This window comes from Pseudoalteromonas sp. PAST1 (genome assembly GCF_021532515.1).
GTDB lineage: Bacteria > Pseudomonadota > Gammaproteobacteria > Enterobacterales > Alteromonadaceae > Pseudoalteromonas > Pseudoalteromonas simplex.
Genome location: NZ_JAKGBH010000079.1, coordinates 1 through 12,632, shown reverse-complemented (window position 1 = coordinate 12,632; position 12,632 = coordinate 1). Strand labels below are relative to the sequence as shown.

The following is a 12,632-nucleotide window of genomic DNA, read 5'->3' as shown; positions in this document are numbered from 1 at the left end:
GCCAATATGATTGATGGTGTTTATATAAGATGGCAGAATATTGGAAGGTAACCCACCGCCACAGACCATATAATATAATACCTGTAGCGTTCTATGTTACTTTAGAGGGGAAAATCCCTAGAACCCCATTGAGCTTCATGGTACGTTCCCTGATGCCATCTGTAACAAAAATGTGCTGGGAAAGTAACATAATTTTAAAAAGAGTAAATACTCAGCTCTGTTGAAGAAATGAACTAAGGCGGTTAAATAAAAGGGTTGCTTAGAGTATTTATACTATATTTTTATATTAACTAAATGATAAATAAGAAAATAAAAATAAAAGATAAATTTTAAAAAATTAATATTTGGAGCAGGATTAATTGCTTGTAAAACAAGCAAATGATATGCAAGTGTATAAAATTAGAGTTAAAAAATAAAAACCACTCGAAAGTGGTTTTTATTTAATCAGAGCTTAGAAGCGATAGCCCATTTTTAAGCCGTAACCTAAAGCATGGTTATCTTCAAATTGTGCTACAGAGTTTCCTGTACCAAACATTGATGCAGGTTGAGCTTTAGCATCACCTAACCAGAAGTACTTCACACCACCAGCGATAAAGTAGTTTGCAGCAGGTGAGAATTGCAGACCTAGGCCAACATTCCAGTAACCTTCAGTTGGACCTAAAGTTGAAACAGGGTTGCCTGCACCTGAATCCCAACCTACAGAGACATTACCTGCCCATTTTTCATTAAATTTACGGCCTACACCTACAGTAGCTGACCATTGATCATCTGTATAACCCACTAAGTCAAAACCATTTGGATTATCTGGGGTTAAGCCTGCGGCACCTAAAGCTTCTGAAACTGTACCAAACTGTTCAGGACGAATTGAAAAATCTTCCCAGTTTACCCAGCGCACATTAGCAAAAGCGACTGTGTCAGCCATGATACCAGTTTGGAAATCAAGGTTTACAGATTGTGGAGTTGTAATTTTAGTAGTAGTGTTTTCGTTATATACCGCACCTGGCCCAGGAACTAAACCAGTTAAAATTAAGCTTGTACCATATTCATTCGTTGCTGCTTCATGATCAATTTCAGAACGATACGTTAAAGATGCTTTTAATGCGATTTCAGGAATTTGGTAAGCTAAACCTGCAATCCAGCCTACTGCAGAATCTTCTTTCACATCTGCATTATATTGGCCTAATGCAATAGTAGAACCGTATGCGGTACCACGTAATTGAACATTCCCTTTAACGGTCTGGTATACTGCACCACCATATAGGTTCCAGTTTTCAGTTGGTTGGAAACCTAATAGGAACGTTAAATTTTCGGTTGTAACTTCTACTTCAGTTGCTTCTTGGCCATCATGGAATAAGCCCTGTCCAGCAAATAATGCAGCTGGAAGTCCCAAGCCTGCTAATGCTGGGTTTGCTCCAGCATCACCAACTGAATAGGCTGCATCAGCACCAAAAGGTTGATCGTATAAAAGACCCACTGATAATTTATCAGCTACTTGAAACTTTAATGCTGCACTTGGGAAGTAATAATCTTCACCCATGTCTGATAGAGAGGTATTCTCAAGACCAGCTAATGCTGCAGGAATAGCAGCGTTAGGTGTATAACCTGCATTAGCTTTACCAGATACAGATGGGTCTAAAACAGAAATACCTGCTTCAAAATAGTTGCCAGGTTGTAGGAAGGCTGCAATAGATTGGCCTGAACGATCTAGTGCTGCTGCAAATGCGCCTGTCATAGGCACAGTTGCAAGAATCATTGCTGTGCTAAGTGCTTTTAATTTCATTATACATTTCCCTTGGGCTATAAAGTCTTTTATGACAGTTTTTGTTGATGCTTTAAGCTTTCATTTTGGATGATTTCGATTTGTGCAAACCGAGACCATTTGTTACTCCATGTGACAAAAATAGCACAATTAAAATAAGAGTAAATGCTCTAGAAAAAACTAATCAGTATAAAAAACACGCTGAATAGAGTATTTGTTCTAATTGGTGTAGGTTTTTGGCTTGTTAGTGATTGAAAATTAAAGAATAAAATTTAAAATCAATCTCTTGTTTGAATGTTTTTAATTGATTGAAATTTGATCGATTTTGGTAGTTAAAAATTTGAGGCTTATTTATGTGAAACTATAATTTTTGAGATTTAATTCATAATTTTAGAGACTCGCGTGCTCTTAAAAAATCAGGTGATTAGTGGGTTAAAAACAGAAGCAGCTATTTGGCTGCTCCTGATCTGTGTGATTTAAGCTGCATCTAGCCCCGTTGTGATCAGCTTGGCACCTGTAGCGGCCTGAATTTGTGCAAGGGTCACATCTTTGGCCAGTTCTACGAGTTTCAAACCCTGTTCAGCCACATCAATTACACCGAGATCACTAATAATTCGGTTGACGACACCTTGACCGGTCAGAGGCAGGCTACATTCGGAAAGCAGTTTTGGTCTGCCATCTTTGGCACAGTGTTCCATGAGCACCACGACTTTCTGTACCCCAACCACCAGATCCATGGCGCCGCCCATGCCTTTGACTTTTTTACCTGGAACCATCCAGTTAGCCAAATCGCCACGTTCAGACACTTCCATGGCACCTAAAATGGCAATGTTGACATGCCCACCACGAATCATGGCGAAGGACTCTGCGCTCGAGAAAAATGATGCCCCTGCTTGTGCGGTTACCGTCTGTTTCCCGGCATTAATCAGGTCGGGATCAACCGTGTCCTGAGTCGGAAACTCACCAATGCCCAGCAGGCCGTTTTCCGACTGTAGCCAGACGTTGATATGTTCTGGAATATAGTTGGCGACCAGGGTGGGCAGACCAATCCCTAAATTGACATAAAAGCCATCTTGCAGCTCAAGCGCAGCACGCTGGGCCATTTCATTTCGCGTCCATGCCAGAGTTTAAGACAAATTAACGCTATATACTATCCTCTGTGACAACTGGCTTTAAGGCTTGTTTCATGCGATTTAGGTCCAAAAACAGGAAGCAATTACGAAGTAAGTGTAGTCAAGATAAGAAAATAGGCTGATCATTGGGACTGAAAAATTCTCTCGATATGTGCAACATGATGCCTCAACACATGAGTGTTCAAGCTATATTGGCGGTGGAGCCGTTAAGCGCCAAAGTTGAAATCTCTCTGAATAACGTAATCGTCAGTTCTTATTTGTTTTGACTCAATCAGTGGCGGCGCTCTGCAAGAATTAGCGGTAATTGGTGAATCTTGCTTATCCAAATGCCAGAGTATCTTTTGGATGACGGCAGGCTCTGTAATGCATGCGATGATTTTGACATTCGCCTTTGTGCAAGCTTCGCAAATGGTAATGTCAATGTTGAATACACGTTTTAACCTCTGTGCCCATGACATGCTGCGCGCCTGGTAGGGCTTATCTGAATCTTTCAGATGCTCTGCTAAACGAGGGCTGTTCTTGCCGCGTTGTGAAGCAGTTACTTCTGCTCGTACATTGGCATTTGGCGCAAACACGCCATAAAACCGCGTCAGATTCAGTCTAGGCGGTGGTACCAAGGCAGCTAGCTTACTAATGAAGTCAATCGGCGAGAAGAATACGTGAGTCGTACCATTGCTGTAGGGTGTCTTGAGTTCGTATCTGACATTACCTGTCGTTGTGAGGCTTAAGCGTTTTTCGCTTATTGCAGGTCTTGCGATGTAACGACACAATCTTTCTAGTTTTTCTGGTTGATCTGCATCTGCGAAGACCCCTGCATGTAGGCTAAATCCAGCTATCTTTGCGAGTTGTCCTAAGTGATCAGGATCTTTTGCTGGCATGGTTTGCAAAGTAAACACTTTTTTACCAGTATCTGCACCAACTGCGATCCGGTAGCTGACCGAAGCAGCTTGCAGTGGTAACAAGCTGTCTTCATCGTTAATTGGCAAGTCCAGATAGGTATTGTCAATGTCGCGTTGAATTAGCCCTGCTTTTTCGAGATATTGTGCGATGCGCTGGCTGATGGTGTTTACCAACGCCTCCATATTGGAATGACTCGGCGCTTTGACTCGCTTAAATGTCATTTTTCCATGCTCTTGTGTGATGACACCTTCAAGGAACAGCATATGGAAATGTATATTTAAGTTAAGCGCACTACCAAAACGCTGAATGTAGGTGACTGCCCCTGTCTTAGCCTGCTTCTTCAAGTAGCCTGAACGATGGATGATGTCTGTGGAAATTGCGCGGTGAACGATTTGCAGGACGTTGCTGAGTTCTTTGGGGTATCTGGCGAGTAATAACCTTAGGGGAATAGGTAAGCTTAACACCCATTGCCTAACAGGGTAACCCTGCAATACATCATCAACCAGTAGTTTCGCACTCTCAGCCATCCTTCGAGCTCCGCAACTCGGGCAGAAACCTCTTCGCTTGCAACTGAAAGCTACAAGCTTCTCATGTTTGCAGTCATCACAGACTATGCGCAGAAATCCATGCTCAAGTCGACCACACTTAAGAAACTCTTCAAACTCTTTGATCACATGGTATGGTAATGCCTTTCCCTGAGATTGCATCATCTCGGCGAAGGCAGGGTAATGTTTCTCAACAAGTTGATAGAGCAATGTTTGCTCTGGACGATGGCGTTGATAGGTGTATTGCTCTGCAGCTAACATCAGCATCCTTGCTAATGTAAAAGTCTGTAGTGTACCTTGTTGGGCTGGTAAGTAAACTGACCAGAGTGACAGAAATTGGCAGTGGTTCGTGGTTATCTGAACGACCGGTATACGATCAGATAGCTAGTCTACAACGGAGGCTCCTCTAACGTCTGCTATACGTACAATGCAGCCCCTCATACTTTAGCTTCCAACCAACTGAGCCTTTTCATTGCCTTGGCAGAAAAGCTGATTTCCAACCTTAGAATGCAAATAGCCAAATAAAGGCGCGGTTTTTATTGTCGCGGCTACCAATCGGCTGGATAAACTTGATGAAGCATTATTACGTTCAGGAAGGCTTGATCTTCATGTCCATGTTCCTTTCCTGGATAAAAATGCCCGGCGCTGGTTTATCGAAAAGTTCTTGCAGTACGACGTTTACGAAGAGGCTATAGATGTTGATTTAATCGTATCACTAACGGCTGGTATGAGCGGTGCAGATTTAGAGAAGGTTCATCGGGAGACAGTGCTTCAGACTTTGAGTAAGAGTACCGGCAAAATTTGTCAAAGCACGTTAGTGGAAGAAATTAATATTCTTAAATATGGCGCTAAACGAACACTTGATAAGTGTGCATATTCCGGCCGGATCTGAACAGCGATTCCGGAAACACTTGAACACCTATTCTGGAATTATTTGAACACTGATTCCGGATTTATTTAGTACACTTTTGGGCTGATTTCCGGAATCGGTGTTCAAGTACACCGGAATCATTTCAACGCATTGAAATCACTATTAATTTGATAACTTAACCACTGACTTTTCGTTGGCGAGTGAGGGTTAGGTTTGAAAAGGATTACAATGCGTAAAATCAGAGAGGTTTTAAGGCTGCATTTCTCGGCGGGATTGAGTATCCGCGAGATTCATCGCAGCACCAAAGTCAGTGTCGGCAGCATTCAAACGCTGCTCAGCAAAGCCAAGGTCATGAACCTATCCTGGCCGCTGCCAGATGAACTGGATGATGCTCAGCTAGCCCGGCGCTTTTATCCGCAAGCCGATACCCGCCATGCCAAGCGATTCCAAGAGCCGGACTGGGCAGACTTGCGTAAGCAATTAAGCCGTAAAGGCGTGACCAAATTGCTGCTGTGGGAAGAATACACCCAGCAATACCCCAATCGCTGTTACAGTTACTCCCAGTTCTGCGACCGTTATCTGCACTGGCTGAAGAAACAGCGCCGTTCGATGCGCCAGCATCACCGGGCGGGTGAAGTATTGTTCGTGGACTATGCGGGGCAAACCATGCCTGTCGTGAATCCACAAACAGGCGAAATCCGACACGCGCAAATCTTCGTCGCGGCCATGGGCGCGAGCAGTTATTACTACGCTGAAGCGACCTGGACACAGGGCTTACAAGACTGGCTGGGCAGCCATGTGCGGGCGTTTGAGTATCTCGGTGGTGTACCCACCATGGTGGTACCGGATAACTTAAAAAGTGCGGTGACCAAAGCCTGTAAAAGCGACCCGGATATCAACCCAGCCTATCAGCAACTAGCGGCTCATTATGATACGGCCATCGTGCCTGCCAGACCGTACAAACTTAAAAAGTGCGGTGACCAAAGCCTGTAAAAGCGACCCGGATATCAACCCAGCCTATCAGCAACTAGCGGCTCATTATGATACGGCCATCGTGCCTGCCAGACCGTACAAACCCAAAGATAAAGCCAAGGCCGAAGTGGGTGTGCAAATCATCGAACGATGGATATTAGCCCGGCTTCGCCATCACACCTTCTTCTCATTACATGAGTTAAACCAGTGCATCAACGCCTTGCTGACGGAGGTAAACAACAAGCCCTTCAAACAAATGTCAGGCACACGTCAGCAGTGGTTCGACGAACTGGATAAGCCCGCCTTAAAACAGCTACCGCGCCATGCCTATGAATACACCGACATCCGCCAGACATGGGCCTTACCGGTTTTGGACGCTGCGGATTCAATCACGTCCGGGTAGATGGTGCCCTGGGCCAGCCAGTTCACATCCTTGATCTTCGCGGCTTCAGCATCGAACACATCAATAAAGGTATTACCGATGATCTTGCGCTTCTGCTCGGGATCGTTCACGCCCTTGAGCTTGGACAGGAACAGATCTTCGGCATCGGCACGGATAACCTTCACGCCCATGTTGCTGGCGAACATGTCCATCACCTGGTCGCCTTCGTGCAGGCGCAGCAGGCCATTATCCACGAACACGCAGGTCAGCTGGTCACCAATGGCTTTGTGCAGCAGCGCGGCGGTGACCGAGGAATCAACGCCACCGGACAGGCCCAGCAGTACCTTGTCGGAACCCACCTGCTCGCGAATCTGACGAACGGCGTCGTCCACGATCTTGGCCGGGGTCCACAAGGCCTCACAACCGGCGATGGTCAGGACAAAGTGCTCGAGGATGCGCTTGCCCTGCAGGGTGTGAGTGACTTCCGGCAGCAGATGGTCGGTTACGGTACTTACGAGCAGGCGGTGGATACCCTGGCTCAGGCAATCTCTGGCCCCGGTTTCGTGGCCGGGGAGCGGTTCTCCGCCGCCGATGTGTACGTGGGCTCGCACGTGATGTGGGGGATGCAGTTTGGTTCACTGCCCAACCGCGCGGAGTTTGAGGCCTACGCCGAGCGTCTGGCTGGGCGGCCGGCTCTGGCCCGGGCACAGGCCATCGACGACGAGCTGGCGCCGATGACCTGAGCGTTCAGGGCGTGACGATGTTGAACGCGCCGTCGGGCTTGTCGAGCATGCTGAAGAAGCCAATCAGATCCAGCTTACTGCCTTCAACACTCAGGTCATCGCTGAACAGCAGTTCCTTGAGCCCGGCTTCACCGATCAGCAACGCCACAAACAGCGGTCGGGTGAGGTTGAGGGCAGCATCGGCTTCGGCGTCGTGCGCGGCACGCCGGTGGCGCAGCACCGAGTTTTCCAGCAGCAACAGGTAGCTTTCATCCAGGTCGGTGAAGGTGATTCGGAGCGACAGGGTTTCACCGTCCGCCGCCTCCGGGATCAGGCGCACCGCCATGCTGTCGAAAAAACGCTCGACCGGGGTCTTCAGTAGCAACTCCTTCATGATCGCCGGATTGAGCCCCTGCTCGGGGCCGCCGTGCCGGAGTTCGTAAGCGCCGGTCAGGTACGCATCCCGCCAGGGACCGGATTCGGCCAGGTAACCCAGTTGATCGTAGACCTTCGCCAGCAAGGCTTTGGCCGCCGGGTGGTCCGGCGCTGCGAACACCGCGTGATTGAGCAGTTCGGCCAGCCAGCGATAGTGCCGGTGTGCGGCCTCGGCGTCCATGTCGGCGGCGGCCGCAAAGTCTGCCTCGGCGGTCGCCAGTACCCGCTCAATGCCGCCCATCATCTCGACGTAACGCCGCGCCGCGTCGGCTTCCGGAAGTGGATGGAGCCGGGCGGGATTGCCGGTGTACCAGCCCATGTAATACTGATACACCGCCTTGGCGTTGTGGGCCACGGTGCCGTAGTAGCCCTGATTGTCGAAGTCCTGGTTCAGGGCCTCGGGCAGTTTCAGCTGATCGGCGATCTCGTTGGGCGTCAGGCCCCGGTTCATCAGCCGCACGCTCTGGTCGTGGATGAACTTGTAGGTGTCGCGCTGTCGGGCCAGAAAGTCCTGAATGTGGTCCCGGCCCCAGAGCGGCCAGTGGTGGCTGGCGAAGTACACTTCCGCGTCGGCAAACCGGGTCCGGGCCTCCTCGATAAATCCGCTCCAGATACGGGCGTCGCGGACCTTGGCGCCGCGCAGGGTGTACAGGTTGTGAAGGGTGCTACTGACCAGTTCGGCGCCGCAGAACGCCTTGTGTTCGGGCAGGTAGAAAGTGAATTCCGCCGGTGCTTCGGAACCGGAGACGATCTGGAATTCGAAGGCAACGCCGTCGATGGTCAGCCGGGTGCCGGTCTGGTGAATCAGGTCGGTGGGCTCGGCAAAGCCGAAGGTGCCGAAGGCCGGGCCTTTGCCCAGGCCGGTGCCAACATGGCCCCGCGCGTCCCGGCTCAGTGGCCGGCCATACATGTACATGGCGCGGCGACTCATGGCCGGGCCAGCGATGATGTTCTCGCTGGTGGCTTCCTCTTCAAAACCCGCCGGCGCCACGATCCGCAGTGACTGTCGCTCGGCGTCACTCAGGTGCTCAAGCACGCCCTGCACGCCTCCGAAGTGGTCGATGTGGCTGTGGGTGAACAGGATGGCCGTCACCGGTTTTTCCCCCAGATGCTGGCGGGCGAACAGGAACGCTTTGCTGGCGGTCTCCTTTGCCGTCAGGGGGTCGACCAGAATCCAGCCGGTGTCGCCTTCAATGATGGTCATGTTGGACAGATCGTAACCACGGATCTGGTATAGCCCCTTGGTGACTTCGAACAGACCGTGAATATTGTTCAGTGCCGCCTGGCGCCAGAGGCTGGGGTTCACCGAAGCGGGCGCGTTCTGGCCATCGGCATCGACAAAATCGTACGCCGGCATATCCCAGATGCGGCTGCCATCGGGGCGCTGAATCACCAGATTCGGATCGCGGGCGATCAGGCCCCGGCGGGCATGGTCGAAGTCGCTGCGGTTGCCAAACGGGCGTTGGTTCAGAATCTCACTGTTGCCGTGGGCGGTGCTTGCCGTCGGCGGTATGTGGCCGTTGGTATTGGCGCCGGCGGCTTGGGGCGGCGGGGTGTCGCAGCCGGTCAGGAACAAGCCGGCGGCGAGCGCCAGCATGGCGAGGTGGTGACGGCGGCAGTGGTGTTGGGGGCGCATGGTTGTCCTTGTGGTTGTCGTGGGTTAGCCCGGATTTCTCACCAGGATATAAACAAAAACGGCTGAAAGAGTATAAGAAATATTAACGCTATGTACTACCCACTGTGTCAGCTGTATTTACCAGTAGGCATTGCATTATTTTCTAAATTAGCGATTTTCATTTTCACATTCCTTTATAAAAAGCGGATCAAAATTAATCCAAAACCAGACTATCTATAAGAAATTACTGTGTCAATAGTGAAAAAATAAATAAGTAAATTTAGGGAGTATAAGAAATATTAACGCTATGTACTACCCACTGTGTCAGCTGTATTTAAGGCCAGTTGCACGTGTGTCAAATGGGTACTTTTCAGGAATCAGTGAAGTAGTTGTCATCAAGATAGACGCAATATAACTGGTCTTTGGTACTGAAATCCGCAATGAGATATGTGAAAGCCCTTACCTCAACATGTTGCATGTTCAAGTGATGGTCTGTTTTTTGTGCTTCATGCGCCAAAATCGAAGTCGCGTTGAATGATGTAGTCACTGAATGAGGCTGTGGCTGGTGGAGCTCGAAGTGGCGGCATTAGAGAATCGTTTTTTGCTTCAAGAAGAGTCTGCTTGTCAAGGTGCGCCAAAATCTTATGGATAACAGCCGGATCCGTAATACAAGTAATAATTTTGACGTTGGTTTTTTCACAAGCCTCACAGACTGTGATGTCAATATTGAATACTCTTTTTAACCTTTGTGCCCACGACATGCTTCGCGCATGGTATGGTTTATCTGAATCTTTCAGATGCTCTGCTAAGCGAGGGCTATTCTTACCGCGTTGTGAAGCCGTTACCTCGGCACGCACCTTAGCATTGGGAGCAAACACGCCATAAAACCTCGTAAGGTTTAGCCTCGGCACTGGCACCAGTGCCGCGAGCTTGCCTATGAAATCCAAGGGAGTAAAAAAGACATGTGTGGTACCGTCTTGATAGGGAGTTTTCAGTTGATATCTTACTTTTCCTGAATCGGTTAGACTCAATCGTTGCTCGCTTAACGCTGGCCTTGAGATATATCTGCATAGCCTTTCCAGTTTGTCAGTTTGATGGCTGTCTGCAAACACCCCAGCGTGTAAGCTAAAACCGTTTATTTGAGCTAATTGACCGTAATGTTGTTCGTCTTTGGCAGGTAAGGTTTGCAAGGCAAAGACTTTTTTGCCTGTATCTGGTCCTACAGCAATGCGGTAATTGACAGAGGCTGCTTGCAAGGGCAGTAAACTATCTTCGTCATCCATGGGTAAATCGAGAAATGTGTTGTCCATATCCCGTTGAACGAGCCCGGCCTTCTCCAAGTAGGTCGCGATGCGATGGCTAATGACATTCACGAGGGTTTCCATATCATTGTGGTTTGGTGCTTTAACGCACTTGAATTTGGACTGTCCACACTCCTGAGTGATAACGCCTTCCAAAAAGAGCATGTGAAAGTGAATATTGAGATTCAGTGCACTACCAAATCGCTGAATGTAAGTCACCGCTCCTGTGTTTGCTTGCTTCTTAAGATACCCAGCCCGATGCACAATATCGCAAGAAATAGCACGATGAATGATTTGCATGATTTTACTTAAGTGTTTGGGATACCTAGCTAGAAGTAGACGAAGCGGGATGGGTAAACTCAATACCCATTGGCGTACAGGGTAACCGTGAAGAACATCTTCAACTAACAACTTGGCACTTTCTGCCATCCTTCTTGCACCGCAACTTGGGCAAAATCCCCTGCGTTTGCAGCTGAACGCCAGCAGTTTCTCATGCTTGCAGTCGTCACAAACTACACGCAAAAAACCATGCTCAAGCCGACCACACCTAAGAAACTCTTCAAACTCTTTTACCACATGAAGTGGTAACGACTTCCCTTTTTGTGAAAGCTGCTTCTGAAATTCTGGGTAGTGGCGTTCGACCAATTGATACAGTAACGTCTGCTCTGGACGATGTCGTTTATAGGTATGAGAGTGAGTTACTAGCAATGGCGCCTTTATCTTGAATTGGCATCACAGTGTGTATATGATTTTAATGTAAATCTACTGATCAATAGGGTGGGAAATTTATAGTCTCAAGGTCCGAAAAACGTACATAGCTGCCTGTCAGATGGAGTCAAAACCGACTCATCGAAACTGTGAGATCAGATATGGTCAGTAATACCTGCTGTCGTTGACTCCTTTTTGCCATGCACCATGGCGGGAACCAATTTTTGCTTCTTATACACGCTGTAGAATATTACCGCGCCTATATGAAGTGCGATAACGTAAAGTAGCACATCAAAGGCAAGGTGATGCAGAGTGTTCATTAGCGCTAGTGTTTCTTCTCCGGCTAATTGGCGATAGGGACCGTCTAAGAAAATATCATCGGTCATGAACAATCCCGATACCGCTTGTATGGCTAGCAAGCTGTGTTATAGGTTGTGTTTATGTCTATAACCCCCACCCTATTTTAAACAGCGCAGATGTAACCGTGTTTAGCGATGCGCTTTTACATTCGATAAGACGTCGACCATTTGTGCTTGTAACAGGAGGACACCATGTCAACATACAAAGCAATTACACTCGTTAATCGCCCCCATGACAGAAAAATTGGGCCACATTTATTTGAAAGCAAAGAGCTCGAAATTCCCACGCCTAAAGACGGTCAAATTTTGATAAAGCAAACTCACATGTCTTTAGACCCTGCGATGTTAGGTTGGATGAGTGAAGACAGAGAGAGTTATATTCCACCTGTGGAGCTTGGCGATGTAATGCGCTCAAGCGGTGTGGGCGAAGTGGTTGAGTCTAACAACCCTAATTTTTCGGTAGGCGACAAAGTTATGGGAATGACTGGCTGGAGTGAATATGTGCTCAGTGACGGTTCTGGTTTTAACAAACTTCAGCCTGGCATTACTGAGGAAATGGCCCTTTGTGTTTTTGCACTACCAGGCCTAACGGCCACAACAGGTTTATATAACTTTGGCGAGCCCAAAGAAGGTGAGACACTTATTGTTACGGGTGCAGCAGGTTCTGTAGGCTCAATTGTAGGTCAGCTTGCTAAAGCAGACGGGCTGCGTGTAATTGGCGTAGTAGGAAGCGAAGACAAAGCCGATTGGATTGTTAACGAGCTTGGGTTTGATGGCGCTATAAACTACAAAACTGACAATTTGGGGTTCTAGGGATTTTCCCCTCTAAAAAGACATAATCCTCTGTAGACCACACCAATAAATGGCTGCGGAGGTGGTTTACTTTCAGCTTGGAGCCTAATCATCCACTATCGGCCTTGTTATTTCGCC

Annotated in this window: 8 protein-coding genes and 4 pseudogenes; 5 read left to right on the top strand and 7 right to left on the bottom strand. The window is 48.2% G+C overall.

Annotated features, from left to right (window positions below):
* Nucleotides 1-451: 451 nt before the first annotated feature.
* The 3 genes from L1272_RS21775 to L1272_RS21765 all read right to left on the bottom strand — a co-directional run bounded on the left by L1272_RS21775 (nt 452) and on the right by L1272_RS21765 (nt 4,598).
* Entirely contained in the window at nt 452-1,780 is a 1,329-nt protein-coding gene (locus L1272_RS21775) for an OmpP1/FadL family transporter (protein WP_235374268.1), read from the bottom strand.
* Nucleotides 1,781-2,235: 455 nt separating this feature from the next.
* On the bottom strand, nt 2,236-2,883 hold the full coding sequence (locus L1272_RS21770; RefSeq protein ID WP_235374271.1) for a 3-oxoacid CoA-transferase subunit B: 648 nt from the start codon (nt 2,881-2,883) through the stop codon (nt 2,236-2,238).
* A 215-nt stretch (nt 2,884-3,098) separates the two neighbouring features.
* A complete protein-coding gene (locus tag L1272_RS21765; protein ID WP_235374267.1) occupies nt 3,099-4,598 on the bottom strand; it encodes a transposase in 1,500 nt (499 codons plus the stop codon).
* 277 nt (nt 4,599-4,875) lie between these two features.
* On the opposite strand from L1272_RS21765, the gene L1272_RS21760 reads away from it, so the two are divergent.
* The 3 genes and pseudogenes from L1272_RS21760 to L1272_RS23330 all read left to right on the top strand — a co-directional run.
* Complete coding sequence (locus tag L1272_RS21760; RefSeq protein ID WP_328250371.1) at nt 4,876-5,229, top strand: hypothetical protein; 354 nt, start codon at nt 4,876-4,878, stop codon at nt 5,227-5,229.
* A 207-nt stretch (nt 5,230-5,436) separates the two neighbouring features.
* Nucleotides 5,437-6,142 (top strand): annotated as a pseudogene (gene istA, locus L1272_RS21755) (IS21 family transposase); the annotation flags it as partial.
* 39 nt (nt 6,143-6,181) lie between these two features.
* Nucleotides 6,182-6,406 (top strand): annotated as a pseudogene (locus tag L1272_RS23330) (IS21 family transposase); the annotation flags it as partial.
* Between the two features lie 125 nt (nt 6,407-6,531).
* Here the strand turns inward: L1272_RS23330 and L1272_RS21750 are convergent.
* Nucleotides 6,532-7,050 (bottom strand): annotated as a pseudogene (locus tag L1272_RS21750) (glutamine-hydrolyzing GMP synthase); the annotation flags it as partial.
* Between L1272_RS21750 and L1272_RS21745 the strand changes: the two are divergent.
* On the top strand, nt 7,006-7,305 hold the full coding sequence (locus tag L1272_RS21745; RefSeq protein WP_235374272.1) for a hypothetical protein: 300 nt from the start codon (nt 7,006-7,008) through the stop codon (nt 7,303-7,305). The pseudogene L1272_RS21750 and the gene L1272_RS21745 sit on opposite strands and share 45 nt — an antisense overlap.
* A gap of 4 nt (nt 7,306-7,309) precedes the next feature.
* Here the strand turns inward: L1272_RS21745 and L1272_RS21740 are convergent, their stop codons facing one another.
* The 3 genes from L1272_RS21740 to L1272_RS21730 all read right to left on the bottom strand — a co-directional run bounded on the left by L1272_RS21740 (nt 7,310) and on the right by L1272_RS21730 (nt 11,762).
* Nucleotides 7,310-9,355 (bottom strand): alkyl/aryl-sulfatase, encoded by a 2,046-nt coding sequence (locus L1272_RS21740; RefSeq protein ID WP_235374266.1) that lies wholly within the window; start codon nt 9,353-9,355, stop codon nt 7,310-7,312.
* Between the two features lie 485 nt (nt 9,356-9,840).
* Entirely contained in the window at nt 9,841-11,343 is a 1,503-nt protein-coding gene (locus tag L1272_RS21735) for a transposase (protein ID WP_081334059.1), read from the bottom strand.
* A 155-nt stretch (nt 11,344-11,498) separates the two neighbouring features.
* The gene (locus L1272_RS21730; protein ID WP_268841537.1) at nt 11,499-11,762 is read right to left on the bottom strand and encodes a cytochrome b/b6 domain-containing protein; all 264 of its coding nucleotides are present in this window, start codon (nt 11,760-11,762) and stop codon (nt 11,499-11,501) included.
* A gap of 132 nt (nt 11,763-11,894) precedes the next feature.
* Here L1272_RS21730 and L1272_RS21725 point away from each other — a divergent pair.
* Nucleotides 11,895-12,506: pseudogene (locus tag L1272_RS21725) on the top strand (NADP-dependent oxidoreductase); the annotation flags it as partial.
* Nucleotides 12,507-12,632 lie beyond the last annotated feature (126 nt).

Coding starts and splice junctions, on each gene's coding strand:
- L1272_RS21775 (WP_235374268.1), bottom strand. CDS start 1,780: ATGAAATTAAAAGCACTTAGCACAGCAATGATTCTTGCAACTGTGCCT.
- L1272_RS21765 (WP_235374267.1), bottom strand. CDS start 4,598: ATGTTAGCTGCAGAGCAATACACCTATCAACGCCATCGTCCAGAGCAA.
- L1272_RS21740 (WP_235374266.1), bottom strand. CDS start 9,355: ATGCGCCCCCAACACCACTGCCGCCGTCACCACCTCGCCATGCTGGCG.